The sequence below is a fragment of the Ferdinandcohnia sp. Marseille-Q9671 genome, from assembly GCF_976954385.1.
The window spans coordinates 582,059-607,520 of sequence record NZ_CDRJTA010000001.1 but is presented as its reverse complement, the minus strand read 5'-3'; the positions used below and the strand labels follow the sequence as shown (position 1 = coordinate 607,520).

Genomic DNA, 25,462 nt, shown 5'->3' with positions numbered 1-25,462 from the left:
TAGAATGAAAAGGGGCAATGTGGCCCCTTGTTACTCTGTGCGACCTGTATTGGTTTTACCGATCCATGTAAAATAAAGCAGTATTGAGATAAGAACAGAAAATGCTGAGACAATGTAAATTGAATGGTATCCAAGAAGATAAGCAACCTGACCAAAGGCGATTGCGCCAACACCAACACCTAAATCAAAGGATGAAAAAAAGGTAGCATTTGCCATTCCTCGACGATGTACGGGAGCGGATTGCACAGCCCATGCTTGTAAGGCCGGCTGGAGAGCACCGAAGCCAAGTCCATAAAAGATTGCAGCTACATAGAGTACGAGGCTAGTAGGTAGCCAAGCTAGTAGAAACATTGCTACTACAATGGAAAATGCTCCAGGAGCGAATACTGCTCGATGACCTTTCAAATCGTATATTTTCCCTGCAAATGTACGAGTAATCATTAAAGCTAGGGCAAAAAGTAAAAAGTATAACTCGATCCCAGGTATTCCCTTTTGGGCAGTGTATAAGGGCAAAAAGGCTGCTATACCTCCAAAAGTAACAGTAATAAAGAATAGTAGAATAGAAGGGGGAAGGGCAGTTTTTTCATAAAAGTCCCATTTTCTAGGTTGTTCTTGAATGGGTTCTACTTTTTTGTAGTGGATTTTTGATGAAAGAAGTAGTGCGACTAATCCTAGGAACGCACAGATCGAAAAAAGTGTTGTATAGGATATATTACCAACAAGTGTTATACCTAGTGTGGGTCCAAAGGCGAGGGCAATATTGCCAAATAGCCCGAAGTACCCCATTCCTTCGCCACGTCTTTTAGCAGGTATTAAATCAGTTGCAATTGTACCAGAAGCAGTTGTTGAATAACCCCAACCAACTCCTTGAACCATTCGAAAAATAAATAGAAATAAGAGGCTTGAAATAATGCCATAGGAGCCAACAGAAAGTACAAATATAGAAAGTCCTAGTAAATAAACAAAGCGGCGCCCTTTCTTTTCTAAGGCATGACCTGCGAAGGGTCTAATTAATAGGGCTGAAAATGTAAAAATACCTACAACTAATCCAATTAACCGATCATTACCACCAAGATGTTCAACAAAGAGTGGAATTGTGGGCAATGTCATTTGAAACCCAAGGAAAATAAAAAAATTCGAAATGCAAATCAGTGTAAAATCTCGTGTCCAAATTCTTTCTTTTGTCGTTTTTAGAGATGGTGTTTCTTTAATAGCTGGTGCACTCATCGTATCTCCCCATCATATTTTATTTCGTTTAGCTAACTATTATTGGTACTTAAATTTTACCAAAAATGGTAAGAGAATCATACCGTTGTGCACCATTTTTCTATTAAACGGCAAGATTCCCCAAATTTAGATGCTTTTAATTCTCTTCGGAAACATTTTGTAACATGGCATTACCTAATTCAGTTGATCGCGATGTTGCACGTTTAATACAGGCTATCATGGCCTCTTGATAGTTAAATTCCTCCAGCACTTTTATACCTGCTTCGGTTGTACCACCTGGACTTGTAACTTCCTTTCGTAGCATCGCTGGTTGTTTGGTTGAGCTTTTAAGCATTTCCGCAGCGCCAATGATTGTTTGCAGAATCAAGTCCTTTGCAATTCCTTTTTCCAATCCAATTTCATCAGCAGCCTTTTCCATTGCCTCGACTAAATAATAGACATAGGCAGGTCCGCTCCCTGATAGACCCGTAACGGCATGGAGGTCCGTTTCTTCAACCGTTGTTACAATCCCAATCGTTTCAAATAATTCGCGTGAGATGAGAAGGTGTTTTTCTGAAGCATATGTTCCAACCGCGAGCGCAGTAGCAGATTTGCCGATTGCTGCCGAGGTGTTAGGCATAGCTCTTACTACTGCAACCTCCTTGTTCAGCAAGTCGGTAATAGTTGTGGTTGACACTCCTGCTAATACTGAAATGATAAGCTGTTGTTCATTGACATAATCTCTAATAGCTAGAACAGTTTCGGCTACGTCCTTTGGTTTTATTGCAAGAATGATGATTCCCGCATTTTTTATTGTTTCTTGTTTGTTTTTACTAATGACAACTCCATATGTGGTGTTAAGATATTCTAATCGTTCATGATTGGAGCGATTCATTACAGAAATCTGTTTCGGCAAAAAGAGCTCCTTTTGTAGCATTCCAGAAATCATTGCCTCAGCCATCGAGCCAGCCCCAACAAACACAATATTTTGTTTCGTTTCCATAACGATCCCTCCGTTAATTAAATCAAATGTGTCTTGGCATATTCCCACTGTAAATATTCAGTCGGTTTTGCATCCCACTGCTAAAAAGTGACCCAGGTGTAAAAATAAAAAAGACCTACTCCATCCTTAATAAAGGACGGAATAGGTCTGACTATCCGCGGTACCACCTTACTTAACATCATGAAAATTAGGCGAATTTTGATGTTCAACTCGAACCCGTATCGTGGGGAGACGGTTAGGTTTTCCTAACAGCTCATAGGTAGGTTCAATCAAGAAGTGGGCTATGAGACCTTTCAGCCGGTGGATCTCATTCTCTTATTGCCATTAGATGATTTACTAGTCCTAATCATTGCTTTGCATCATTAATATTGATAGTCATTATGCACTGGATTAATCGGTATGTCAAGGGATTATTTTTTAAAAATAGCCTAATAATGAGTTACATACAAGATAAGTTATTCGAATATAATGACAAATAAAAATGAAAAAGGTAAACTGAAATAGGATCAATACAGTGATGTAACAAAGCGAACGTTTTTGATATATAAGAATAACAGAACAAAGGAGAAATCAATGAGTAAACTTACTACCACGAAAGATGTTTTCAAAATAACCTTACCAACACCCTTTGCGGTGGGGGATGTGAACGTATACGTAGTTAAGGGTGAGGCCCTAACCTTAATTGATGCTGGTGCTAAAACGGAGGAGGCATGGCAATCCTTCAATGAGCAACTATCTCAATTAGGTTATAAACCATCTGATATTGAACAAGTCGTGATCACTCATCACCACCCAGATCATGTTGGACTACTTGACTATTTCCATAAGGATATCCCTGTAATTGGCCATCCTAAAAACCAGCCATGGATTAGTCAAGACCTGCAATTTTTTAAAAATAGTGAGCCATTCTTTAACGAGCTTTTTCTTCAATTAGGACTTAATCCTGCTTTTGTTTCGTTAGTAGATATGAAGGAAGATCTTGCCTATTCTTGTCACCGATCCTTAACAACCCGAGTTGGAGAAGGAGATACGATTGATGGAATGACTGGCTTTAAGGTAATCGAGACCCCAGGGCATGCTCAAAGCCATATTGTTCTATATAGGGAAGATGATGGACTTCTAATTGCAGGTGACACTCTTTTGGCAAGAATCTCGCCAAATCCATTACTAGAACCACCTCAATTTGGAGAAACAACAAGACCGAGACCATTAATTCAATATAATGATTCATTACGTAAGTTAGTTACACTAGACGTATCCAAAGCCGTGACAGGGCATGGAGACGATATTCTAAATCCCTATGAACTTATTCAGGAAAGACTTTTATCTCAAAAAGAGCGGGCTTATAAGGTTTTAGATATGTTAACGAAAAAGCCGATGACCGCTTTTGAAGTATGTACCAAATTATTTCCAAAAGTATATGTAAAGCAACCTCTTTTCACGATGTCGGAAACGGTTGGACAACTTGACTTCCTTGAGGAAATAGGGGAAATTAAGATAGAAGTAGTGAACGGTCAACATATCTATCATCAATATAAATCTTCTCCGAGGTGAAAGACCAAATGAGTTCAAGGCTAAAAGGGAAAACAGTTGTTATTACAGGTGCTTCTAGTGGAATTGGCGAAAAGATTGCATATCTTGTCGCTGAACAAGGCGCTCGTCCTATTTTGTTGGCGCGTAGCCATGATCAGTTAGAAAAAATTGCACAAACGATTCAAGAAAAATATAACACGGAATGCTTATTCTATAAGTTAGATGTTCGTGATACAGAAAATGTGAAAGAAGTGTTTGCAGATATTTTACATAAAGTAAAAACCGTTGATGTTCTAGTTAATAATGCCGGGTTTGGTGTGTTCGCCAATGTCGTGGATGCAAAAATCGACCAAATGAAAGCGATGTTTGAGGTAAACGTGTTTGGTCTCATCTCATGCACAAAGATGGTCTTGCCTAAAATGCTTGAGCAAAATACAGGTCATATTATTAATATTGCATCACAGGCTGGTAAGATTGCTACGCCAAAATCAAGTGTCTATTCTGCAACAAAGCATGCTGTCCTTGGTTTTACGAATAGCTTGAGAATGGAGCTTTCTGATACAAATATACATGTAACATCTGTCAATCCAGGGCCGATTCGCACACGCTTTTTTGATATTGCTGATGAATCAGGAAGCTATGCAAAAAACGTAAATCGTTTCATGCTTGATCCTGATGTGGTTGCTTCAAAAATTGTACATGCAATGCTAACACCTAAGCGCGAGATCAATCTACCAGGATGGATGAATGCAGGAAGTATGTTTTATACCCTATTTCCCCGACTTGTTGAAAAAGTTGGAGGGAAGGCGTTTTTTAAAAAATAAACCGTCAATACTCCTTTTTAAAAGAGGGGTATTTTTTTCGCGAATTTAACTGAATTTTCTAAGTCTAATTTCTTGACTCGTGTTTTAGATAATGAGTAAATTACATTAAACTGATTACATTACTGTGTATTAAAATTTGGTTATAGAGTAGCAAACAGAGGGAGAGAGACTAATGTCACAAAATAATCAAGCAAGTAGTTGTAGTGTTCCGGTAAAAACCGAAGCGGATTCCGCAAAAAAACCGCAAGAAATTACATCTGATGGATCTTTTAACCGTCAAATCAATCGCTTTACCACACCTTTCGGATCTCAGACAAATGAGTTACCCGTTGAAGCTGGGCGCTATCGCCTGCTTTGGTCAGCGGCATGTCCATGGGCGCACCGATCGGTTATAGTTCGCAAAATCCTTGGCTTAGAAGCTGCAATTAGCTTAGGTACGGTAAGTCCTATGAGACCACGAATTGAACATGTGGATTGGGAATTTTCTTTAGATGAAAATGGGGTCGATCCTGTTCTTGGGGTAAGGTACATAAGTGAGGCCTATAAGAATGCAGACCCTGATTACACTGGTAGACCGACCGTTCCAGTTATGGTTGATGTCAAAACAAAACAAGCGGTTAACAATGATTATTTCAAACTAACCAATTATTTTGAAACAGCATGGGCTCCATTCCATAAGGAAAACGCTCCAGATTTATATCCGATTGGTTTGCGTGAAGAGATTGATGCATTGAATGACATCATTTTTCATGAGGTAAACAATGGTGTGTATAAATGTGGGTTTGCTCGCTCACAGGAAGCCTACGAACAAGCCTATAATCAATTGTTTACTAGATTAGATGAGTTAGAGGAACGCTTGTCTAAGCATCGTTTTCTATTTGGTGACTTTATAACTGATTCAGATGTTCGCTTATATACCACATTGGTTCGATTTGATGCAGCCTATTATTCTGCATTTCGAACAAACCGAAACTTAATTCGTGAGTTTCCTAATTTATGGGGCTATGCCCGTGACTTGTACCAGACTTCTGGTTTCGGTGAAACAACGGATTTTGATGCGATAAAAAGGCATTATCATTTATCCATTACGATTGACCCAGCGAAAGGGGAAGTAAATATTCTTCCTAAAGGACCAGATGAATCCGTGTGGTTTACTGAACATAACCGCGAGCAATTGAGCCATAAAAAAGAAAAGTTCTTGATTCAAGGGTAGGTGTGGATAACTATGAAAATTCGTGATGCAAAACAGGATGAGGTAGATTTTATTCGGAAACAGCGAGTTGCAGCGTATTTTGAGCATTCGCAAGCAATTCCTGCTGCCCACTGGGAAGCACTTAAGAAGGCTATCTCCTCAGAAGCAGATCGACAGCCAGGTGTAGAGCTTATTGTTTGTGAACTTGCTGGAAAAATTGCGGGGAGTGTCGTTTTGTTCCCTGCTAAAATTGACGCATATGAAGGCCAGCTGGAGGCACTAGATTACCCTGAAATCAGAATGCTGGCAGTTGATCCTGATGTTAGAGGTAAGGGGGTGGCCTCAGCTTTGATTGAAGAATGCATCAAGCGTTCAAAAGCGAAAAATCACCAGTTTATCAGTTTACACACTGGTGAGTTCATGAAGGCTGCGATTACATTATATACAAAGCACGGCTTTGAGCGTTTACCACAGTATGACTTTGAACCTGCAAATGATGGGATTATCGTAAAAGCATTCCGATTGTCTATATAATACTGAAAAAAACCAATCCGCTATTGCAGCGTTTTGGTTCTTTTTTTTAGTTTATAGGGGAATTTTTCTTGAACCTACAGTTACGTAAGGATGTAAAATCAAATTGAGAAGAAGTTTTAGCTAGAAAGGAGACTTATTTAATGAAGAATGATTTTTATTCTATAGGGGAATTCTCCGATAGAACGGGCATCTCGATAAGAACCCTGCACTATTATGATGAAATTGGATTACTTTCACCTGATAAGCACCCATCATCGGGCCATCGCCAATACACAAACAAAGATCTACTTACCTTGCAGAAAGTTGTTAGTTTCAAATTTCTAGGTTATAGCTTAGAACAAATAGGGGAAATGATTCATGAATCTAGCTTTGACCTTAGTTTAAACGAGTCTTTACAGATTCAGAAAAAAGCTTTTGAAGAGAAGAAAGAGCAGATTGAGTCTGCACTTTCTGCCATTACTCGTACAATAGCGTTACTCCAAGAAGAGGGGGAGGTTGATAGTGCTGTTCTAATGAGTCTGATTAATAGTACCCAAACCGAAAAAGAACAACGTCTTTGGCTAGAGCAGCATACAAAGCCAGACATTGTAGAGTATTTTTATAATAAATCAGAAGAAGAGCGGCTAGCCTTGGATAAGGAGTTTATTCAATTATCAAAAGAAGTTAAGCGTTTATATGGTAAGCCAGTTCATAATCTAGAGGTTCAGGCTATGATAGATAAATACTTGAAAGCTTCCTTTTCTTTTATAGGTGAAGATGCTATGCATGCCTTAGCCGAGTTAAACCTTACAGAGACAGATGAGGAACTTCTCTTAATGAACCTTGAAAAAATGGCACCTTCGCCTTACACAGCAGAAGAGGAAAAGTGGCTCAATGAGGCAATGGAATATTATATGTCTCAGAATATGGTTGATGTTGACGATTCTAAGTGAATTTTAGAAATTTTATTAGACCTTCGGAAATAGGATTTGCCATTTTATGTATGATGCGGATGCTTTTATGAAGCAACTTGTAGTCAAACCATGCGCAAACCTATTTGCGCATGATTTTATTACCTTTTTACTTAAAAACCATGCGCAAGTGGAAGAATGTTACAATTAGTCGTGCTCTCAGCGTATATTTTTCCATTATCTGTATGATGCGAATGGTTTTAGTAATCCACTTGTAGTCAAAGCTGCGCAAAACTCTTTGTTTTATTACCTTTTCACTCGTTAATCCTGTGCCCTCAGAGTGTTTTTTCTCAGACCGGTTTTTTCAAGTCGTTACGTATTCATATATCACATCATTTATGATGTCGTACAGGGCTTCCTCTGGTTCGGCATTCTGCCGCTTTTTGATCTTTATGATTAATCCTCTATAATCCTCTTCAGATAATGGCACGGAATCGCTATCGTGCTGATATTGATAAAAGTAATTTCGAATCAATTTTCGAATGAATTTCTCATCCATTAAACGGCACCTCTTTTTCTACTTACCCTATTATAGTACGTTTCCGAAATGATTCTCCACTAACTTCTGTTTTAAATTTCCATTGAAATCGAACGTATATTCTCTTATCATTAAGAATATGATACGAACATACATTCTTTTTGGAGATGATGTACATGGTGGATTACAGCAAGCTACCCGTTCAAAAGATTTTGTGCGTGGATATAAAGAGCTTTTACGCAAGCTGTGCCGCAGTTTTATTAGGTCTTGATCCGCTTGAGTGCTATTTGGCGGTCGTCGGGGATACGGAGAGACAGGGAAGTATCGTACTTGCGGCTTCGCCAAAACTAAAGCAAGAATTTGGGATAAAAACAGGATCAAGATTGTTTGAAATCCCAAAGGATCCAAGAATTCAGCTTGTGAATCCCAAAATGGCAACCTATTTACGAATTTCAACTGAAATTACAAGGCTTTTTAATCGATATGTACCGAAAAGTGCAATCCATGTTTATAGCGTAGATGAAAGTTTTATAAAAATTGATGGGACCGAGAAATTATGGGGAGATGCGACAACAATCGCTCGTAAAATAAAACAAGAACTTGAGGCTGAGTATGGTCTTACCTGTGCAATCGGGATTGGACCTAATATGCTGATGTCAAAGCTTTGCTTAGATTTGGAAGCGAAGAAAAAAGGAATTGCAGAATGGACGTATGAAGATATTCCCGAAAAACTATGGCCAGTTTCTCCATTACGGGAAATGTGGGGAATCGGGAGTAGGGTAGAACGGACCTTACATGGGATGGGAATCACGACAGTTGGTCAGCTTGCCCATTACCCACTCGAACTGCTTGAAAAGAAATTTGGAGTTATGGGAAATCAGCTTTATTACCATGCGTGGGGTGTTGATTTATCAGAAATTGGTGCTCCTATTATGCAGGGACAAATTAGCTTTGGGAAAAGCCAGGTTCTTTTGCGTGATTACCCGGACCCAGAAGAAGTAAAGCATGTAATTCTAGAGATGTGTGAAGAGGTAGCAAGACGTGCTCGCCGGCATAAAAAAGCAGGAAGAACGATTAGTCTTGGGCTTGATTATAGTAGGGATGAGTTTGGTGGAGGGTTTTACCGTTCAAAAACAATTGAAACTGCGACAAATATCACAATGGAAATATATGAGGTGTGTCTAGAGCTATTCAAAAAATTTTATGCACAAAAGACAGTCCGCAAAATTTATATTGCACTTTCAAATATTGAGGATGACACACAAATGCAATTGGATTTGTTTTATTTAAATAGGGTTAAACAACACAAACTCGGCTATGTAATGGATGGAATCCGTGGGAAATATGGTTCAGATGCAATCTTACGTGCAGTTTCCTATACCAATGCCGGAACCTCAAGACATCGTAGTAAGCTTGTTGGTGGACATAAGGCAGAGTAATAACTAAAAACGCTAGACATAAGAAAGGTGACGAGAATGATTCGAGACCGAGGATCAATAAAATGGACAGCAATGATGCTGCCAGAGCATGTGAAAATACTTAGAGATTGGGCGGAAGAAGATACGTATGAACAAAAACCTGAATTAGATGAGCAACAAATTGAGGAAATGAATGGACTACTTTGTCAGGCAATGGAGGAGGGTAGAGAGTTAGTACTTACACATTATGAGTACAAACATCATAAGCTCCTTCTAGGTACCATTCATCACTATGATGCGCTACAAGGGAGATTGCATGTCGTTGATAAATTTGGCGAAGTGCATTACATCCCTGTAAATATGTTGCTAGATGTAAGATTTTCGGAATAATTCCTCGCAAAAAGAGGGATTTTTTTTAGTATCCTTGGCAATAGTACAAGGTTTCGCACCTCCAACCAAGGGGTAGTTTGAGGAACGGTTTGAGGTGTCAAATCTTCATTATACGGTAAAATCTCTACAGTACTTTTAAAGGTAAGACGGTCATTATTTCTTGAGAGAATCGTGAGGTAAGTAAGCAGTCTATTAGGGTAATTACGTAATCCCATGAGGAAGGATTTTTACAAGGGAATAGAGAAAAGTATATAGATGTAAGGGGGGAATGAAGAATGTTTGTCTATCAAATTGACGAAGACCTGGCACTTAAATTAGTTGAAACAAATGATGCGGAACGGATTTTTAATTTAACTGAAGGTTCGAGACCATACCTAAGAGAATGGCTACCTTGGCTAGACACTACAACAAAAATAGAAGACACAAAAGCGTATATTGAGTCTTGTAAAAAAAGCTATGTAGATCAAAAGGGACTTTATACCGCCATAGTTTATAAGAATGAAATTGTAGGGGTAGCAAGCTATAATTCAATTGATTGGTCCAATAAAATTGCCCATATCGGATACTGGCTTGGCCAACAGTATCAAGGGAATGGAATCATGACAAAAGTAGCAAAGGTGCTGACAGAGTACGCTTTTGAAACTATGAAACTTAACCGTGTAGAGATCCGTGCAGCTGTAGAAAACGATAAGAGTCGGGCGATTCCAGAAAGACTTGGTTTTGTTAATGAAGGTAAGATTAGACAAAGTGAATGGCTCTATGACCATTATGTAGATCATGTGGTATATGGAATGCTAGCAGAGGACTGGGAAAATACGAAATGAGAAAAGGAGCCTGATACTTTGCAGGCTCCTTTCTATATATCCTTTCCCATATGAAAAAAACGGTATGTTGTACAAAGTCCGGTGATAAAAAGAAAAAGTGCAAAATAAGCGGGAAGTAAGTGGAAAAATGTCGTGTATCCAATAGCAAAATGAATCCATATCCCTGCAAAAAAAGCCGGAATTCCCCCAACTAGTAACGTCCACCATACCCATTTGTTGCCTTGCTGAAATCCCCAGAGGGTAATAGTGAGGACCAGAAATCCAACACTAAGAAGTGCACTTCCAAAACCAGCACGGTCATGGGCGATTACTGAAATCAGTTTGTCATTAAAAGAATCAAGTATCTCAGGCGGCATACATAAATAGAGAATATCGGTTGAAACGAACACACTTGTAATTCCAACATAAGAAATGACAGCTCCTCCTAAAATAAATGAAAATCCAAGTACTACAAAGGCTAGTTGACCTAGTAAACTACGTCTCCAAACGAGATGATTTCGTAAATTGAGTGATGTGGCTGTCCCTTTAATATGTCTTGTTTTCTTAAAAGCAATTAAATAGATTGGTAATAAAATAAGCCAAAAGATAAGATGAAGCCAATCAAAATACCCGTAGCCAATAAACATAAAAATCCCTAAAAAGCCTAGGATAGCTGCCAAATCAATGGACTGCTTTGCCCATAGCAAGTGACTTCGAACCCCAAACCGAGCTAATGCCATATACACAATACCACCAGAAATCATCGTACCTGCCAGAGTCATGCGATCATGCGCCATGAAATAAAGGATTCGATCATTAAACAGGAGGATATCTTCTCTTTTCATCCCGAGAAATTGTTCATCATATGGCAGAATAATCGTCGTCAGACTAAAGAGAAGAGCAATTATACCACCAATCAAAATGGCCAGTCCGAATAGCCAGTACCATATCCAGGCGGGATGTACCGGAGGCTTTGGCTGTTCTTGGTATAAGAGAGCTTCATTAATCCGCTTCGTAAGACCAGGACCTGAAAATATGTATCCTCCTGAAAGCATGACAAGGTCAGTACCAGCGTCAAACAGCTTTACTGCATCAGCAGGTTCATAGACACCTCCAACTGTAGTTATAGGGAGGGTGAAACCGCGATTCCTTAAAAAATGAATAGAATTTACTAGTTCCTCCAAATAGACGTCATTTTTTGTACCACTTGGTTCGTCTATCACAATACCGGAAATAATCCTTTTCATTCTATTAATGGGTAACTCTTTAACCCTTTGAATAGGAACCGAGAGATAAACAGGACGTCCAGAAGTATCTCGAAAAATCTGTTCATCGATAGTAGAAGTAACAAAAGCAGAGACAAAGGGTTCCAATCTTCTCATTAATTCAAGTTGTTCTTCTATAGTACCGTCTATCCGTGCCCATACTGGTTGTGTCGGTTTCCACTTTTTTAATTTTTGAACTGTTTTTTCAATCCCAATAGATTCATAATTTGATGGAAAAGTGATAAGTTGTGTTTGGTGGTCGATTATTGGTAGGGTTGGAGTCTCTACATACTCTTTCGTTACTGGACCAATCTCGATAAATCCAAAGCCGAGGTTTGAAAAAGCCTTAGAACCTGTTAATAAAGGATCAACCTTTCCGGATAGTCCAATAGGGTTAGCATAAGCGAAGCCTTGGATATTCTTTTTTACAGCAGTGGAAGATTCCTCTCGACCAAGAAAATGAATGATTCGGTGTCCGCCAGGTAGGGAAGCTATAGTATTCATTCCTCTATGTATAAACTCTCTAGACCAATACGGTGAAAGATGAGACAAAATGGGTTGAAAAAGTACATGATATGACCAATCAGGCATGATTTGTACCTCCGTGACTGTCTTATACTTACCAGTATTGTACCATATCTGAGCTATTACATAATGAAAAACCGAACGCAATAAACGTTCGGTTACTGCTTAAGCCTATCATTTTTTAAGCACGTACTACTGATTCAAAATTTCCCTTATGGGATCCATCGCAAAAAGGTTTATTTTTAGACAAACCACATCTACATAGGGAGAAGGTTTGTTTGGTTTGAAATGCATTCCCTTCCGCATCTACTAATTCAACATCACCAGTAATGCGTAGTGAGCCATTATCATTTACTTTAATTGTTACCTTTGACATCTGTTATGTTCCTCCTTTAAAAATATAGTATTATTATTGATAATAAGGAATTATTTGCCTAAATACAAATGTAAATAAACCTGAGGTTACTGTAATGATATGTAGAAGGAATTAAGATATGTTAAAATAGGACTAACTTTATTCAGCAAAGTTCCACTTCAATATGTGAAGGATATTAAGAAGAAAGAGGAGAGAAAGTGAAGGTAACATTTACAGAACGTGCAATTGAAAAACTAAACTCACAAATTAAAAATGAAGATAAAAAACTTAAGCTAAAATACCAGACAGAAGGCTGTGGCTGTGTAATGAGTGGGGTAACCGCATTGTGGCTAGTGGAATCGGAAGATTATGATGACCTAACACTAGAAACAAATTATCGACCTCTCTTAGTTGAAAAGTCAAAAATGGTATTTTTAGATGAAAATATGACTGTTGACGTAGTTGAAACGGCAAATTGCTACCAGCTAAGAAGTCCAAACGAAATTCTCAATCCCCGATTACGATTTGTAGAAATGAGTGAAGTAAATGGGCACTAAACTTAAAGCAATACGGAATATAGCAGAAAATAAAACATGGGTTTCTTTTTTGCATGATAACCATCCATATAGTCTCCTTCATTGGTCTGTTGCAGGGGCAAATCATGAACAAAAGGATGTATGGCTTCTACAGGATGAAGTAACTTTTGAGGTACAGGAATTCGAGACTATTGAACTGGCATTAGCATGGATTGACGAGAACTTTAAAGAAATAACAGATGTATTAGGATAATAAGGGACTGATTTTTCAGTCCCTTACATATTCATGCAGAAAATCATCAATAACTTTTTCATAGGCTTCTTTATTTTCAGCAAAAGAATACGCATGTTTGCCTTTTTCGGCAATTAACATTTGTTTCGGACCTTCCTTCCGCTTATAAAGCTCCATTGTCATTTCGGGCAGAATATAATCATCTTTAGCACTATGGATAAACAAAATCGGATTTTTGATATTTTGTATCACGGAAACAGGGGAAACATCTTTCACGCTGTATCCATCACGAAACTTTAAAAACATATTCGCAAAAGGAAGCACCAAAGGAGCAGGAACTTTATAATCAACTTTCAATAAATATCGAAGTTGAGCTTCAAAGTCAGAAAAAGGACAATCCACGATATAGAAATTAGCTCCATCTTCAATCATCCCCGCATAAAGCAGTGTCGTTACAGCTCCCATTGATTCTCCGTGGACTCCGATGACACTATCATCTCCAAATTGTTCTTTAACCCACGAAACAACGGAATGAAGATCAAACTTTTCATAATGCCCATAACTAGTCGTTTTTCCACCGGATTCTCCGTGTCGACGATGGTCATAAAGTAGAACGTTCCAATTTCGCTGTAAAAAAAGTTTCATGTACTTAATTGAATTTAATTTATTTTGAGTGACACCATGAGAGATAATGATAAACTTTTTTTCTTCTGTTTTTTTTACAAACCAGCCTTTAATGGTATAGCCAAACTTAGACTCAATGGTTACATCTTCTTTTTGAAGGGACTCGATCTCATCTAAAGTAAGCCGGCCTTCTCGAGTTTCACGTTCAAGAATTTCTTCATCCGTTTTCTTTTTGATAAACATAACGGTATTTGAAAATATCATACCAATAGCAGCGATATAGCCTAAGAGGACTCCAAGTGTGATAAATAGCCTTTTCAACCTTTTCATGAAAACGCTCCTCCTGAAAAATAAATATGTGTAAAAAGCGAGCATCCATAAACATTATTATTTTACCATTTTAACCCAAAAAAGAATACGAAAAACCGTACCTGTGACTGGTACGGTTTCATGTCATTGCTCTGAATTTTGACGCTTAGTAGGATGAATTGCTTTTTCCATTTCCACTGCAGCCATTGTATTATTCGTAGTATCTGCATTTGGTTTACCTTTTTGTGAGCGACCTTTATCTCGTTTGGTCAACTTTAACAACTCCATTCCAAAATATGATATTCAAAAAGTCACCAAATGATAAGACTTCAAATCTCGGCGTCACTCGGCCTTTCCGGTACTCACGTATAAAAAAATACGCTCCGGTCCTCATTCCGGGAGTTCCTGATTTTCTTGCTTCTAATTTGTGACTTTTGAATAAGTACTTAAAATATCATGGATAGGTTGTGGAGTTTTTAAAAAAATATTCCTATTTTATTCTGGTTTGGATTATTTTTACACTACCAATTTTTAAAATTCATAGCATAGTCTATCTACGTCCAGCTCTAGCGCCTAGCCCCTCGAGGTCGGACTTGCACAGGGCAAGGAAAGCTTCGAAAGCATATTCATAGCATTTTCGAGGATGTGCTGACGTCCGCCTTTATCACAGGACTTGGCAAACTTTAGTGGACGTTCACGTTAAAGGCGCTTGCGCATTTGTTCCTTGTAATCGATAATATTTACTATCAATTGATCGTGTTAAATAAGGCTTAATAACGTCAACAGCTTGGGTGAGTTTGGTAAGATCCAGTCCGGTTTCTATTCCCATTTCAGCAAGCATATAAGCAACATCTTCAGTTGCAACGTTTCCGGTAGCTCCCGGTGCAAAAGGACATCCACCTAAACCACCTGCAGAAGTATCAAAACGGTCAATCCCAGCTTGTAGTGCTGATAGAACATTTGCGAGGGCCATGCCTCTGGTGTCGTGAAAATGAGCCGTCAAAAGGGTATTAGGTAATTGCTCTTTGAGTTTGGTAAAAAGGGAATAAACCTCTTTTGGGTTAGCTTTTCCAATTGTATCTGCAACACTTAGTTCATCTACACCGTATTGGACAAATGTTGAACACAATTGGAGGACAGCTTCCTCGTTCACTTTACCTTCATACGGGCAATGAAAAGATGTAGAAATACATGCGCGAACAAAGTAATTTTTCTGTTTTAATTCCGAAATAAGCGGCTTTAATTCCTCCATACTTTCATTGGTTGATTGATTGATATTTTTTTTATTAAAACTATTACTCACCCCGACAAATACAGCCACCGCTCTGCAGTTTGTATCATAAAGTCTTTCAATCCCCTTACGATTTGGGGCTAATACGATATTACGATTGTTGTCTAAAGAGGAAGTAATGACGGCTTCTGCATCCTTCATTTGTGGAACCCATTTTGGTGATACAAAGGAGGTTAGTTCCATTTCTTGAATACCTGCTATTTTTAACTTTTTTATAAACTCAATTTTTGTTTCAGTGGGAATTAGGCTTTTTTCATTTTGTAGCCCATCCCTTGGCCCAACTTCGATAATTGTAACTTGCTTAGGTAATTGCATAGACAACCCTCCAGCAAAACTTATGATAACTCTATTCTAGTTGAGGTTTTTTAGAAAAAGCAAGAATAATAGAAATTTAGACAAAATAAGAGGGATTTCGAAAAAGGTCTAGAAATATACATGTTATAAGAATACATAAATCATCGTAAGAATAGGAAAAGGGAGATGTTGAAGATGCATAATGAAGTTGTTATTGTAAGCGCTGTCAGAACGGCGATTGGCAGTTTTGGAGGGACACTTCAATCAGTATCGGCTCCTGAACTAGGAGCTGTTGTGATTAAAGGAGCACTAGAAAAAGCAGGAATCGATTATACTCTTGTCGACGAAGTAATTATGGGAAATGTTTTGCAGGCGGGAGTTGGACAAAATCCAGCACGACAGGCGGCACTACTATCAGGTCTGCCACAGGAAACGCCTGCAATGACTATAAATAAGGTATGTGGGTCTGGATTAAAAGCTGTCCACTTGGCAACACAGGCAATTTTAGCAGGAGATGCAGAAGTAGTCGTTGCTGGTGGCATGGAAAATATGAGTCAAGCTCCTTATCTTTTAAAGGGAGGCCGCAATGGCTTCAAAATGGGTGACCAAAAGCTTATAGATAGTATGATTTCGGATGGGCTATGGTGTGCGTTTAATGACTATCACATGGGAATCACAGCTGAAAATTTATGTGATAAATATGAGATTACGAGAGAAGAACAGGATAGATTTGCTGCCCGCAGTCAAGAAAGGGCAGTTGCAGCAATTGAAGCAGGTAAATTTAAAGAAGAAATTGTACCTGTTGAAATTCCACAAAGGAGAAAAGAAAGCATTCTCTTTGAAACAGATGAATACCCTAAAGCAGGGACAACGGTAGAGAAACTAGGAGGTTTGCGCCCGGCTTTCAAAAAGGATGGTTCTGTAACTGCAGGGAACGCGTCTGGAATTAATGATGGCGCAGCTGCATTTGTCGTGATGAGCAGGCAAAAAGCCGATCAGCTTGGTATAAAAGGGTTAGTCACAATAAAGGCAAACGGTAATGCTGGTGTAGACCCAAGTATTATGGGGATTGGTCCTGTAGCAGCTGTGAAGAAGGCAATGGACAGAGCTGGCTTACATGTGAGTGATATGAATTTAATCGAAGCCAATGAAGCTTTTGCTGCCCAGTCAATTGCAGTTGATCGTGAACTTCAATTTAATCATGATATTTTAAATGTAAATGGTGGAGCAATCGCCTTAGGTCATCCGATTGGAGCAAGTGGAGCAAGAATTCTGGTAACATTAATTCACGAGCTAAAACGTCGAAAAGAACGCTACGGATTAGCCACACTATGTATTGGCGGCGGTCAAGGGGTAGCTACAATTGTTGAAAATATTGAATAATGGGGTGACCATATGAAACCAATATATTCCTCGTTTTTGGAAGCTGTAAAAGAGATAAAAGATGGATCAACAATAATGGTTGGTGGATTTGGATTATGTGGAATTCCAGAAAACCTTATTTTAGCATTAGCTGAAACAGGGGTTAAAAACCTAACAGTCATCTCAAATAACTGTGGGATTGATAATTGGGGGCTTGGACTGCTCTTACAAAATAAGCAGATAACTAAGATGATAGGTTCATATGTTGGAGAAAATAAGGAATTCGAACGTCAGGCCTTATCGGGTGAACTTGAGGTCGAACTTGTTCCGCAGGGGACATTAGCGGAAAAAATTCGGGCAGGTGGTGCGGGAATTCCGGCGTTTTACACGCCTGCGGGAGTTGGAACTCCTATAGCAGCAGGCAAAGAAACTCGAGTATTTAATGGAAAAGAGTATGTATTAGAGGAAGCCTTTGTAGCTGATTTCAGCCTAGTTCGTGCACAGAAAGCCGATAAAATGGGCAATTTGATTTATAACAAAACAGCCCGGAACTTTAATCCTATGATAGCTGCAGCTGGAAAAGTGACGATTGCTGAAGTTGAGGAACTTTATGAAATAGGTGAGCTGGATCCAAACATGGTCCAAACACCAAGTATATATGTTCAAGGAATGATAGTTGGAAAACAAGAGAAGCGAATTGAGCGTTTGACATTAGCAAGGGAGGTGCAATAAGAATATGACTAATACTCGCGAAAAGATTGCAAAAAGGGCTGAGAAAGAAATTAACGATGGATTCTACGTGAATCTTGGAATCGGAATGCCTACCCTTGTTGCAAACTATATATCTTCTAATAAGCAGGTTGTCCTCCAATCTGAAAATGGATTACTAGGAATAGGTCCCTATCCAGAAAAAGCAAATGTTGATCCGGACTTAATTAATGCAGGAAAGGAAACTGTAACAGCTATAGCTGGAGCAGCCTATTTTGACAGTGCAGAATCCTTTGCAATGATACGTGGAGGGCATATTAACATAGCTATCCTAGGTGGAATGGAAGTCTCGGAGACTGGTGACCTCGCAAATTGGATGATCCCTGGAAAAATGATTAAAGGGATGGGTGGGGCGATGGATCTCGTTCACGGTGCCCAGAAGATAATTGTAATTATGGATCATGTAAATAAAAAAGGTGAGGCAAAAATTCTGAAAAACTGTACCCTTCCATTAACTGGTAAAGGTGTTGTGAACCGAATTATTACCGATCGTGCGGTAATCGATGTGACTGAGAACGGGTTGAAATTAATAGAGGTAGCAAAAGGCTATACAATTGAAGATGTAAAAGCCTCGACTGAACCGGAGTTAATTATTGATGACCACGTAGTCCTTGATGCCTATTAGAATTTATGCGAATAACCAATGCCAGGTTATTCGCATTTTTATGCTATAATGGGTACGAATTGGTCTACTGTATTCAGCAGAAGTCCCCTCTTCTTATAAGTGGGGAAGTATGCAAAAGAGTATACAATTCAGATGAGGTTCAAACCCCATCTGAAATTAAGGAACTCAGACTAAGAACGTCACTTCCTGTGACAACGTCTGAGTGACCTACTTCGTGTGGGCCTAAAGCCTCCGGCTGATGCCACGATTTTTTAAAGTGAATTTTTCGAGCGCAGGATCAAAGACTAAGAACTCCACATCCTGTGGCAACGTCTTTATGACCCACTTCGTGTGGGCCTAAAAATCGGGCACAAATACGCCGAGGTGCATTTGATAGTATGGAGGGAGTAATATGGCTAAAAAGAAACAAAGGCCATCTGCAAAAAAGCAAACAGATGAAAAGCTAAGTCTTGGTGATTACCTAAATGAAGATATTCTTTCAAAGTTAAAGGATACACAAAAGCAACTAAAGGCTGAGGAGCAAAAGCAACAGGAAGATGCCCTCGAAAGACAACGAGAAGAGAGAAGACAAAGAGAAAAAAATAAATCTTTCGAAGAATTGTTTAACGAAAGTAACCTAAAGTGGTCTGATTATAAATAAAGGCTCTTTTCTAAAAGATTGTTGCTTCTATATAAAGTGCCAACTATATTGATTGAAGAGACTGCCTAAGAAATAAGGTAGCCCCCACTTTGTGGGGGCTACTGTATTTAAATCAAGAATACTGTCGTTAATTTAATTTACTGTTTATAAACTTAAAATCGTTAATCAGTAACGGAATTATGACTCGCTTACCTATGCTCATTATAAACAGAAGCCTTTGTAATCTGTTTAATTTTCAGTACTTCTTCCGTAGTAAGTGGCCGTGAACTTGCTGCAGCAACGTTACTTGTAATTTGGTCGATTGAGCTTGCCCCTGTAACAACAGAAGCAACAGCATCATCAAATAAACAGTATTGTAGTGCAATGTCAGTTAAAGGTCGGCCATTGGCCACCTCTGATTTTAACGTAGAAACCACAGTTTCAAGTTCCTCAAAGGAATAATCTAAATAACCATTCTGCTTCATGTTTTCACTTACTGCCTCAAGAGGTCGATTTGTAAGTAAGCCTTTTGCAACTGGCCCACGTGTGACCACACTTATTCCTTGTTCTTTTAAAAATGGAAGCATTTGCTCCTCAGGCCGTCTGTCTAGTATGCTATATTGCATCATTACACTTATAATAGAAGATTTCCTGACATATTCTCGTATCACATTTGGGCGGATAGAGGATATCCCATAATACCGGATAACGCCTTCCTTTTTTAATTCTTCAAAGGCGTCAATCGTCTCATCGATATGGTCCTCAATTGTTCCACCATGGAGCTGATATAAATCAATATAATCGGTTTGTAAGCGTTGTAAACTATTTTTTACCGCTGTTTTTATATAGGATTTAGAAGGATCCCATGACCATCCTTGCTTTCCTTTTTCAAAACGGTTTCCTACCTTAGTAGCAAGTATGATATCTTGTCTTTTGTGTCTAATGGCTTTTCCTACAAACTCCTCGTTAAGTCCTTGGTCATACAAATCAGCCGTATCTAGATAATTAATCCCTGCATCCAACGCAGCATCAATGATTTGAAGTGCTTTATTTTCTTCAGTACCAATCGACATACAGCCGAGTCCAATCTTACTTACATATAAATCGGAATCACCAATTTTTCTTTTATCCAAAAGCTTACCCCTCCATATCCTGTGTCTACTCTCATTTTAACGTTTAAAAATACGAACGACAAATGATACGAGGATAAAGCAGCTTACTTGTTTTTTTGTGTTGTTTTTCCATGATCAATCCACTGTTGTACGGTTTGAAAAGAGCGACCATATTCCTTAAGTTTTTCACGGATTTCCCAGGCCTTGCCCACTAATGTTATCCTATTTTTCCCTATCACAATTTTCATAGCGTACCCCCTAGGATTTTCAACTTTATGACTCCAACAGATTCCTCAAAAAAATCAGGACACAAATAAGCCAAAGCGTATTTGATAAGATTATCTATGCTAAAATATATGAAGTGTAGATAATTGATAGAACAAGGAGCTGGTATTGATGGATCATTTACTAGAAAAGACAATTAGTAGGGAAGTTCTTTTTGAAGGAAAGATTATTGATTTACATATAGAGGAAGTAGAATTACCAAATGGACATACTAGTAGACGAGAGTTAATTAAGCACCCTGGTGCTGTAGCGGTACTCGCTGTCACGGATGACAACAAGCTTGTCATGGTACAACAATATCGCAAAGCGTTGGATAAGGTAATTATTGAAATTCCTGCAGGAAAGCTTGAAAAGGGAGAAGCTCCTGAATACACGGCAAAAAGAGAATTAGAAGAAGAAACTGGATATGAGTGTGATTCACTGACACCGCTGATTTCCTTCTATACTTCACCGGGTTTTGCAGATGAATTGGTTCATCTTTTTATTGCAAGAGGCTTAAGAAAAATCGAAAATCCTGCAGGGTTAGACGAGGACGAATTTGTAGACGTATTAGAAATTACGTTAGATGAAGCTTTAAATCTTTTACAAGAACGAAAAATTTATGACGCAAAAACAGCTTATGCTGTTCAGTACTTACAACTACAACAAGCATTAGGAGAATAAAGCCATGATGGACAATTACTTTGTAGACTTACATATCCATATAGGTAGAACAAATTCAGGGAAACCTGTAAAAATTACTGGTGCCAAGACCTTAACAATTGAAAATATTCTAAGGGAGTCCACTGAAATTAAGGGAATGGATATGATTGGAGTAATTGATTGCCATGTTCCAGAGGTCATCCAAGAGCTAGAAGCGCTTATCGCAAGGGGAGAGGTTTATCCCTATGAAGAAGGTGGATTACGGTTTAAGAATGTGACCCTCATTTTAGGGAGTGAACTTGAAATCTATGATGAGAACTGCAAAGGTCCCATCCATGTCCTCGCCTTTATGCCTACAATTGAAACAATGAAAGATTTCTCAACATGGTTAACTGCGAGAATGAAAAATATAACGTTAAGTTCCCAGAGAATTTATGAGAGTGGGAAGGAACTGCAAAAAAAGGTAAAAGACTTAGCGGGGATTTTTATACCTGCCCATGTGTTTACACCCTATAAAAGCATGTATGGAAAGGGAGTCGCACAATCCTTAACCGAGGTTTTTGATGAAACGTTAATCGATGCAATTGAACTTGGATTAAGTTCAAATACTGAAATGGCTGACCAAATTAAGGAACTACATCAGTACACATTTGTATCCAATTCAGACGCCCATTCTCTACCAAAAATTGCGAGAGAATATCAAGTTGTAAGAATGAATGAGCCTACGTTTGAAGAGCTTCGCCTGGCACTTCATCATAAAGACGGAAGAGAAATTATAGCAAATTACGGCTTAGATCCTTTATTAGGTAAATACCATAGGACTACTTGTGAAAAATGTGTAACGATTATCGAGGATGTCATGGTTGAAGTTTGTCCAAGTTGTGGACACAAAGGATTCGTCAAGGGAGTATTTGATAGGTTACATGAGCTAAAAACTAGTGATGAACCAAATCTAAATAGGCCTCCCTATATTCACCAGGTACCACTTGAATTTATTCCTGGATTAGGTCCAAAGACATTACAAAAACTACGAGATTATTTTAAGACAGAAATGGCAATACTCCACGAGATACCTGAAAAGGAGCTAAGACATGTTGTAAGTTCACAAATCGTGGACGCTATCATGAAGGCACGCCAGGGAACAATGCGATTTAAAGCGGGTGGAGGAGGGAAATACGGTAAAGTAGATTCCCGTGTAGAAACCGAATAACCTAAAATTTATATCATGTACAGACCCCTGGATAGGGGGTCTGTTTTCTATCAAATAAAGTGAAATGCTAGAAATTGTTTTGCAAGTTTGTCATAGAAATCTATACGTTCTCATAGAATCTACTAAGAGATTGATAGGAGGAACGATAGATGAAAAAGCAACGTCCATTTAAAACAATCATAGCCAACCACTTTCGGGAGCATTCATCGATATATTTGTTTATTTCTATTTTATTTTTAATGGGTGTTATTTTTGGGGCTATTGTTGTAAATAGTCTTAACTTTAGTCAAAAGGAAGACTTATATTTTTATTTAAGTAGATTCTTTGGTGAGGTATCGGAAGGAACATATGCAAATTCAACCGACATGTTTAAACAAAGCTTTCTCCACAACCTTAAATATGTTGGGCTCATTTGGCTTTTAGGTATATCAATTATTGGCCTTCCCATTATATTAATCCTTCTATTCTTAAAAGGGGTTGTAGTTGGATTTACGGTTGGTTTTCTTGTAAATCAAATGGGCTGGAGTGGATTTTTACTATCATTTGTATCAGTACTACCACAAAATTTATTAATTATCCCTACTTTCATCATTGTAGGGGCTGTGGCAGTCGCATTCTCATTAAAAATGATTCGTCAACAGTTTATGAAGCGTATGAATGAACCAATTTTACACTTACTCTCACGATATTCGCTGTTAATGCTTGCCGTTACTTTTGTAATATTGATCGCTTCTGCTGTGGAAGCATTCGCATCTCCTGTCTTAATGAAGGAAGTTATTGACGTAGTTAATAAACAATAATAATTATTATTAAAAGATAATTATTATTTTGCGTTATTTATAATTATTTTATTTGGACAGTGCCCCTTCTTCTGTTATAATAATGAGGTAACGGCGAGGGAGGGAAATTTTTTACATGGAAAATCGGATTGATCGAATTAAGAAACAGCTGCATTCGTCAAGTTATAAGCTTACGCCACAGCGTGAGGCGACCGTTCGGGTACTACTTGAACATGAAGAGGATCACTTAAGTGCCGAAGATGTTTACCTCCTTGTAAAAGAAAAGTCGCCAGAAATCGGCTTAGCAACTGTATATCGGACACTTGAATTACTTACTGAATTAAAAATCGTTGATAAAATAAATTTCGGAGATGGTGTGTCACGATACGACCTCCGTCAAGAAGGTGCAGCACATTTCCATCATCACCTCGTATGTATTGAATGTGGAGCAGTGGACGAAATTCAAGAAGACCTCCTCGAGGATGTAGAAGAAATTGTTGAAAAAAATTGGAACTTTATTATTAAAGACCATCGACTAACCTTCCACGGTATATGTCATCGATGCCATGATAAAGAAGCAAAAAGAGAAGAAGAGAATAGTCTTTTATAAATCACACCTTTTCCACTATGGAAAGGGTTTTTATTTTTTCATAATTTCATAGGTACATAAGTTTCTGGTAAGAAATCCTTCTAAAATGGGATAAGCATGTATAAAACCGGTTGAATTTGGCATATCTTCTAATATGACCATATTTATTCAGTAGGGCTACCCTATGACTAAATAGAAAAATACCTCAGGCTGAGAAATACAAATCTCGAATCTCTTTACGGTCAAGGTAGATTTAATTATTATTGGAGGATTACTAGATGAAACAATGGTTACGAGTCGTATATGATACGTTAAAGGTGTTTGTTCTATTTACCGGCTGCACGGTTTTATTTTATTATGGTATTATATGGATTAATGAGGAATATCAAAATTACCAAAAGTATGATGAGCCAGAAGGGAATTCAGTTAAGGCGACTTCAATGATTGAAGAGAAGGAAGAAAGCCTAGTTGACAGACTTTTGTTTTTTTACCGAAACGGGGAGTAGAGAGTAGTGGAAGATCAAGTAAAAGATTATTTGCATTATTTAGTCGTAGAAAGAAGACTTGCAAACAATACAGTCATGTCCTATGAAAGGGACTTAAAAACATATTATGCATATTTAACGAAGGTTGAATCTATTACATCATTTAATGAGGTAAGTCGACTTCAGGTCATTCATTTTTTGAAATACTTGAAGGAACAAGGGAAATCCTCAAAGACACTAGCAAGAAACATTGCTTCAATACGTTCTTTTCACCAGTTTTTATTTAGGGAAAAAGTAACGACTCATAATCCAACTGAACAAATTGAAACGCCGCAATCAGAACGAACATTGCCTAAGGTATTAAACATTAAAGAGGTTGAGGCACTGTTAGATGCTCCCAAACTGAACAATCCCCTAGGTATCAGGGATAAGGCGATGCTAGAACTACTATATGCTACTGGTATTCGGGTTAGTGAGTTAGTTAATCTAAATTTATCAGATATACATTTATCTATGGGATTTATACGATGTCTTGGAAAAGGTAACAAGGAACGGATTGTTCCACTTGGCAGTGTGGCTACAAAGGCATTGCTCCATTATACAGAAGATGCACGAGGGCAATTAGTAAAACAAAAGAAAACCGATGCCTTTTTTGTCAATCATCATGGGAACCGTCTGACAAGACAAGGTTTTTGGAAAAACTTAAAGAAAATTGCAAAGGTAGCTCGGATCGAGAAGGAACTTACTCCACATACACTTCGACATTCGTTTGCAACACATCTCTTAGAAAATGGTGCGGATTTACGTGCTGTTCAGGAAATGTTAGGACATGCCGATATTTCAACGACACAAATTTATACACATGTAACTAAAGCGCGTCTTAAGGACGTGTATAAAATGTATCACCCAAGAGCTTAATATTTTTAATAGATTGCTAGACAATAAAGACTAGCTCTAGCTCAGAGTGTAGGCAAATCAGAAATGACTTTGCCTACACTCTTTTAATATGAAAATCTCTGGTTACATTATGTACTCAGACTGCCTTGAAAACGCATGTCAAACAAGGCGTGAAGCCGATCGAAGACGCGAATAGAAGTTGCCTTCATGAGCGGACGAGAGAGGCAAGCAACGCAGTATGCGAGCGTTTGTCAACAGTCTGTGCTAGACAATAATTGTCTAGCTTTTGTCTTTTTTACTATTCATACATAAAGTTTTGCCAAATCT

At 38.3% G+C, this 25,462-nt stretch carries 30 protein-coding genes and 1 other annotated feature; of the genes, 20 read left to right on the top strand and 10 right to left on the bottom strand.

The window, feature by feature from the left end; genetic code table 11:
• Positions 1-30: 30 nt before the first annotated feature.
• Both ACWNMY_RS03280 and proI read right to left on the bottom strand, forming a co-directional pair.
• Positions 31-1,227 carry an MFS transporter gene (locus tag ACWNMY_RS03280; RefSeq protein ID WP_449536858.1) on the bottom strand — a complete coding sequence of 399 codons (1,197 nt, stop codon included), beginning with the start codon at positions 1,225-1,227 and terminating at the stop codon, positions 31-33.
• Positions 1,228-1,363: 136 nt separating this feature from the next.
• A complete protein-coding gene (proI, locus tag ACWNMY_RS03275) occupies positions 1,364-2,209 on the bottom strand; it encodes a pyrroline-5-carboxylate reductase ProI (RefSeq protein WP_449536857.1) in 846 nt (281 codons plus the stop codon).
• 129 nt (positions 2,210-2,338) lie between these two features.
• Positions 2,339-2,568: a binding site (T-box leader), on the bottom strand.
• Between the two features lie 214 nt (positions 2,569-2,782).
• Between proI and ACWNMY_RS03270 the strand changes: the two genes are divergently transcribed.
• From ACWNMY_RS03270 to ACWNMY_RS03250, 5 genes are all read left to right on the top strand, one after another.
• On the top strand, positions 2,783-3,763 hold the full coding sequence (locus ACWNMY_RS03270; RefSeq protein ID WP_449536856.1) for an MBL fold metallo-hydrolase: 981 nt from the start codon (positions 2,783-2,785) through the stop codon (positions 3,761-3,763).
• 8 nt (positions 3,764-3,771) lie between these two features.
• Positions 3,772-4,566 (top strand): SDR family NAD(P)-dependent oxidoreductase, encoded by a 795-nt coding sequence (locus tag ACWNMY_RS03265; protein ID WP_449536855.1) that lies wholly within the window; start codon positions 3,772-3,774, stop codon positions 4,564-4,566.
• A gap of 172 nt (positions 4,567-4,738) precedes the next feature.
• Entirely contained in the window at positions 4,739-5,779 is a 1,041-nt protein-coding gene (locus ACWNMY_RS03260) for a glutathione S-transferase family protein (protein ID WP_449536854.1), read from the top strand.
• 12 nt (positions 5,780-5,791) lie between these two features.
• On the top strand, positions 5,792-6,292 hold the full coding sequence (locus tag ACWNMY_RS03255; protein WP_449536853.1) for a GNAT family N-acetyltransferase: 501 nt from the start codon (positions 5,792-5,794) through the stop codon (positions 6,290-6,292).
• Positions 6,293-6,432: 140 nt separating this feature from the next.
• Positions 6,433-7,224 carry a MerR family transcriptional regulator gene (locus ACWNMY_RS03250; RefSeq protein WP_449536852.1) on the top strand — a complete coding sequence of 264 codons (792 nt, stop codon included), beginning with the start codon at positions 6,433-6,435 and terminating at the stop codon, positions 7,222-7,224.
• A 322-nt stretch (positions 7,225-7,546) separates the two neighbouring features.
• Here the strand turns inward: ACWNMY_RS03250 and ACWNMY_RS03245 are convergent, their stop codons facing one another.
• A complete protein-coding gene (locus tag ACWNMY_RS03245) occupies positions 7,547-7,741 on the bottom strand; it encodes a YqzH family protein (protein WP_449536851.1) in 195 nt (64 codons plus the stop codon).
• Positions 7,742-7,896: 155 nt separating this feature from the next.
• Between ACWNMY_RS03245 and ACWNMY_RS03240 the strand changes: the two genes are divergently transcribed.
• From ACWNMY_RS03240 to ACWNMY_RS03230, 3 genes are all read left to right on the top strand, one after another.
• Positions 7,897-9,159, top strand: coding sequence for a Y-family DNA polymerase (locus ACWNMY_RS03240; RefSeq protein WP_449536850.1), 1,263 nt, complete (start codon positions 7,897-7,899; stop codon positions 9,157-9,159).
• 36 nt (positions 9,160-9,195) lie between these two features.
• Positions 9,196-9,528, top strand: a complete 333-nt coding sequence (locus tag ACWNMY_RS03235) for a YolD-like family protein (protein ID WP_449536849.1) — start codon at positions 9,196-9,198, stop codon at positions 9,526-9,528.
• A 275-nt stretch (positions 9,529-9,803) separates the two neighbouring features.
• A complete protein-coding gene (locus ACWNMY_RS03230; protein WP_449536848.1) occupies positions 9,804-10,352 on the top strand; it encodes a GNAT family N-acetyltransferase in 549 nt (182 codons plus the stop codon).
• A gap of 32 nt (positions 10,353-10,384) precedes the next feature.
• Here ACWNMY_RS03230 and ACWNMY_RS03225 read toward each other — a convergent pair whose 3' ends face one another.
• Positions 10,385-12,187, bottom strand: coding sequence for a dihydroorotate dehydrogenase (locus tag ACWNMY_RS03225; RefSeq protein WP_449536847.1), 1,803 nt, complete (start codon positions 12,185-12,187; stop codon positions 10,385-10,387).
• Positions 12,188-12,302: 115 nt separating this feature from the next.
• Complete coding sequence (locus ACWNMY_RS03220) at positions 12,303-12,497, bottom strand: CDGSH iron-sulfur domain-containing protein (protein WP_449536846.1); 195 nt, start codon at positions 12,495-12,497, stop codon at positions 12,303-12,305.
• 197 nt (positions 12,498-12,694) lie between these two features.
• Here ACWNMY_RS03220 and ACWNMY_RS03215 point away from each other — a divergent pair, with 197 nt between their 5' ends.
• Positions 12,695-13,033, top strand: coding sequence for an iron-sulfur cluster biosynthesis family protein (locus ACWNMY_RS03215; protein ID WP_449536845.1), 339 nt, complete (start codon positions 12,695-12,697; stop codon positions 13,031-13,033).
• Positions 13,023-13,265: a DUF2552 family protein gene (locus ACWNMY_RS03210; RefSeq protein ID WP_449536844.1), complete on the top strand. Its 243-nt coding sequence runs from the start codon at positions 13,023-13,025 to the stop codon at positions 13,263-13,265. The genes ACWNMY_RS03215 and ACWNMY_RS03210 overlap by 11 nt, the downstream gene beginning before the upstream one ends.
• 15 nt (positions 13,266-13,280) lie before the next feature.
• On the opposite strand, the gene ACWNMY_RS03205 is transcribed toward ACWNMY_RS03210, so the two are convergent.
• The 3 genes from ACWNMY_RS03205 to ACWNMY_RS03195 form a co-directional block, all read right to left on the bottom strand.
• Positions 13,281-14,189 (bottom strand): alpha/beta hydrolase, encoded by a 909-nt coding sequence (locus ACWNMY_RS03205; protein WP_449538375.1) that lies wholly within the window; start codon positions 14,187-14,189, stop codon positions 13,281-13,283.
• A gap of 132 nt (positions 14,190-14,321) precedes the next feature.
• Positions 14,322-14,450 carry a hypothetical protein gene (locus ACWNMY_RS03200; RefSeq protein ID WP_449538447.1) on the bottom strand — a complete coding sequence of 43 codons (129 nt, stop codon included), beginning with the start codon at positions 14,448-14,450 and terminating at the stop codon, positions 14,322-14,324.
• Positions 14,451-14,871: 421 nt separating this feature from the next.
• The gene (locus tag ACWNMY_RS03195; protein ID WP_449536843.1) at positions 14,872-15,783 is read right to left on the bottom strand and encodes a hydroxymethylglutaryl-CoA lyase; all 912 of its coding nucleotides are present in this window, start codon (positions 15,781-15,783) and stop codon (positions 14,872-14,874) included.
• Positions 15,784-15,957: 174 nt separating this feature from the next.
• Between ACWNMY_RS03195 and ACWNMY_RS03190 the strand changes: the two genes are divergently transcribed.
• The 4 genes from ACWNMY_RS03190 (at position 15,958) to ACWNMY_RS03175 (ending at position 19,157) form a co-directional block, all read left to right on the top strand.
• Positions 15,958-17,145, top strand: a complete 1,188-nt coding sequence (locus ACWNMY_RS03190) for an acetyl-CoA C-acetyltransferase (RefSeq protein ID WP_449536842.1) — start codon at positions 15,958-15,960, stop codon at positions 17,143-17,145.
• Between the two features lie 12 nt (positions 17,146-17,157).
• On the top strand, positions 17,158-17,856 hold the full coding sequence (locus ACWNMY_RS03185) for a CoA transferase subunit A (RefSeq protein ID WP_449536841.1): 699 nt from the start codon (positions 17,158-17,160) through the stop codon (positions 17,854-17,856).
• A gap of 4 nt (positions 17,857-17,860) precedes the next feature.
• On the top strand, positions 17,861-18,517 hold the full coding sequence (locus ACWNMY_RS03180; RefSeq protein WP_449536840.1) for a CoA transferase subunit B: 657 nt from the start codon (positions 17,861-17,863) through the stop codon (positions 18,515-18,517).
• A 391-nt stretch (positions 18,518-18,908) separates the two neighbouring features.
• The gene (locus tag ACWNMY_RS03175; RefSeq protein WP_449536839.1) at positions 18,909-19,157 is read left to right on the top strand and encodes a YqkE family protein; all 249 of its coding nucleotides are present in this window, start codon (positions 18,909-18,911) and stop codon (positions 19,155-19,157) included.
• Positions 19,158-19,345: 188 nt separating this feature from the next.
• Here the strand turns inward: ACWNMY_RS03175 and ACWNMY_RS03170 are convergent, their stop codons facing one another.
• Positions 19,346-20,269, bottom strand: a complete 924-nt coding sequence (locus ACWNMY_RS03170) for an aldo/keto reductase (RefSeq protein ID WP_449536838.1) — start codon at positions 20,267-20,269, stop codon at positions 19,346-19,348.
• Positions 20,270-20,352: 83 nt separating this feature from the next.
• Positions 20,353-20,496, bottom strand: coding sequence for a Z-ring formation inhibitor MciZ (mciZ, locus tag ACWNMY_RS03165; protein WP_449536837.1), 144 nt, complete (start codon positions 20,494-20,496; stop codon positions 20,353-20,355).
• 148 nt (positions 20,497-20,644) lie between these two features.
• On the opposite strand from mciZ, the gene ACWNMY_RS03160 reads away from it, so the two are divergent.
• From ACWNMY_RS03160 to xerD, 6 genes are all read left to right on the top strand, one after another.
• Positions 20,645-21,196 carry an NUDIX hydrolase gene (locus tag ACWNMY_RS03160; RefSeq protein WP_449536836.1) on the top strand — a complete coding sequence of 184 codons (552 nt, stop codon included), beginning with the start codon at positions 20,645-20,647 and terminating at the stop codon, positions 21,194-21,196.
• Between the two features lie 7 nt (positions 21,197-21,203).
• Positions 21,204-22,385, top strand: coding sequence for an endonuclease Q family protein (locus ACWNMY_RS03155; protein ID WP_449538374.1), 1,182 nt, complete (start codon positions 21,204-21,206; stop codon positions 22,383-22,385).
• Between the two features lie 149 nt (positions 22,386-22,534).
• Positions 22,535-23,185 carry a stage II sporulation protein M gene (spoIIM, locus tag ACWNMY_RS03150; RefSeq protein WP_449536835.1) on the top strand — a complete coding sequence of 217 codons (651 nt, stop codon included), beginning with the start codon at positions 22,535-22,537 and terminating at the stop codon, positions 23,183-23,185.
• 115 nt (positions 23,186-23,300) lie between these two features.
• Positions 23,301-23,774 carry a ferric iron uptake transcriptional regulator gene (gene fur, locus ACWNMY_RS03145; RefSeq protein WP_449536834.1) on the top strand — a complete coding sequence of 158 codons (474 nt, stop codon included), beginning with the start codon at positions 23,301-23,303 and terminating at the stop codon, positions 23,772-23,774.
• A 257-nt stretch (positions 23,775-24,031) separates the two neighbouring features.
• Positions 24,032-24,259 (top strand): YqzK family protein, encoded by a 228-nt coding sequence (locus tag ACWNMY_RS03140; RefSeq protein ID WP_449536833.1) that lies wholly within the window; start codon positions 24,032-24,034, stop codon positions 24,257-24,259.
• A 6-nt stretch (positions 24,260-24,265) separates the two neighbouring features.
• Positions 24,266-25,156 (top strand): site-specific tyrosine recombinase XerD, encoded by an 891-nt coding sequence (gene xerD, locus ACWNMY_RS03135; RefSeq protein ID WP_449536832.1) that lies wholly within the window; start codon positions 24,266-24,268, stop codon positions 25,154-25,156.
• The last annotated feature ends 306 nt before the right edge of the window (positions 25,157-25,462 follow it).

What these genes read in the sequence shown, in the direction of transcription:
- spoIIM (WP_449536835.1), top strand. Translation starts at nt 22,535, where the DNA reads ATGAAAAAGCAACGTCCATTTAAAACAATCATAGCCAACCACTTTCGG.
- ACWNMY_RS03140 (WP_449536833.1), top strand. Translation starts at nt 24,032, where the DNA reads ATGAAACAATGGTTACGAGTCGTATATGATACGTTAAAGGTGTTTGTT.
- proI (WP_449536857.1), bottom strand. Translation starts at nt 2,209, where the DNA reads ATGGAAACGAAACAAAATATTGTGTTTGTTGGGGCTGGCTCGATGGCT.
- ACWNMY_RS03280 (WP_449536858.1), bottom strand. Translation starts at nt 1,227, where the DNA reads ATGAGTGCACCAGCTATTAAAGAAACACCATCTCTAAAAACGACAAAA.
- ACWNMY_RS03175 (WP_449536839.1), top strand. Translation starts at nt 18,909, where the DNA reads ATGGCTAAAAAGAAACAAAGGCCATCTGCAAAAAAGCAAACAGATGAA.
- ACWNMY_RS03190 (WP_449536842.1), top strand. Translation starts at nt 15,958, where the DNA reads ATGCATAATGAAGTTGTTATTGTAAGCGCTGTCAGAACGGCGATTGGC.
- fur (WP_449536834.1), top strand. Translation starts at nt 23,301, where the DNA reads ATGGAAAATCGGATTGATCGAATTAAGAAACAGCTGCATTCGTCAAGT.
- ACWNMY_RS03155 (WP_449538374.1), top strand. Translation starts at nt 21,204, where the DNA reads ATGGACAATTACTTTGTAGACTTACATATCCATATAGGTAGAACAAAT.
- ACWNMY_RS03265 (WP_449536855.1), top strand. Translation starts at nt 3,772, where the DNA reads ATGAGTTCAAGGCTAAAAGGGAAAACAGTTGTTATTACAGGTGCTTCT.
- ACWNMY_RS03185 (WP_449536841.1), top strand. Translation starts at nt 17,158, where the DNA reads ATGAAACCAATATATTCCTCGTTTTTGGAAGCTGTAAAAGAGATAAAA.
- ACWNMY_RS03210 (WP_449536844.1), top strand. Translation starts at nt 13,023, where the DNA reads ATGGGCACTAAACTTAAAGCAATACGGAATATAGCAGAAAATAAAACA.
- ACWNMY_RS03195 (WP_449536843.1), bottom strand. Translation starts at nt 15,783, where the DNA reads ATGCAATTACCTAAGCAAGTTACAATTATCGAAGTTGGGCCAAGGGAT.
- ACWNMY_RS03180 (WP_449536840.1), top strand. Translation starts at nt 17,861, where the DNA reads ATGACTAATACTCGCGAAAAGATTGCAAAAAGGGCTGAGAAAGAAATT.
- mciZ (WP_449536837.1), bottom strand. Translation starts at nt 20,496, where the DNA reads ATGAAAATTGTGATAGGGAAAAATAGGATAACATTAGTGGGCAAGGCC.
- ACWNMY_RS03220 (WP_449536846.1), bottom strand. Translation starts at nt 12,497, where the DNA reads ATGTCAAAGGTAACAATTAAAGTAAATGATAATGGCTCACTACGCATT.
- ACWNMY_RS03270 (WP_449536856.1), top strand. Translation starts at nt 2,783, where the DNA reads ATGAGTAAACTTACTACCACGAAAGATGTTTTCAAAATAACCTTACCA.
- ACWNMY_RS03245 (WP_449536851.1), bottom strand. Translation starts at nt 7,741, where the DNA reads ATGGATGAGAAATTCATTCGAAAATTGATTCGAAATTACTTTTATCAA.
- ACWNMY_RS03160 (WP_449536836.1), top strand. Translation starts at nt 20,645, where the DNA reads ATGGATCATTTACTAGAAAAGACAATTAGTAGGGAAGTTCTTTTTGAA.
- ACWNMY_RS03250 (WP_449536852.1), top strand. Translation starts at nt 6,433, where the DNA reads ATGAAGAATGATTTTTATTCTATAGGGGAATTCTCCGATAGAACGGGC.
- ACWNMY_RS03255 (WP_449536853.1), top strand. Translation starts at nt 5,792, where the DNA reads ATGAAAATTCGTGATGCAAAACAGGATGAGGTAGATTTTATTCGGAAA.
- ACWNMY_RS03235 (WP_449536849.1), top strand. Translation starts at nt 9,196, where the DNA reads ATGATTCGAGACCGAGGATCAATAAAATGGACAGCAATGATGCTGCCA.
- ACWNMY_RS03230 (WP_449536848.1), top strand. Translation starts at nt 9,804, where the DNA reads ATGTTTGTCTATCAAATTGACGAAGACCTGGCACTTAAATTAGTTGAA.
- ACWNMY_RS03225 (WP_449536847.1), bottom strand. Translation starts at nt 12,187, where the DNA reads ATGCCTGATTGGTCATATCATGTACTTTTTCAACCCATTTTGTCTCAT.
- ACWNMY_RS03240 (WP_449536850.1), top strand. Translation starts at nt 7,897, where the DNA reads ATGGTGGATTACAGCAAGCTACCCGTTCAAAAGATTTTGTGCGTGGAT.
- ACWNMY_RS03260 (WP_449536854.1), top strand. Translation starts at nt 4,739, where the DNA reads ATGTCACAAAATAATCAAGCAAGTAGTTGTAGTGTTCCGGTAAAAACC.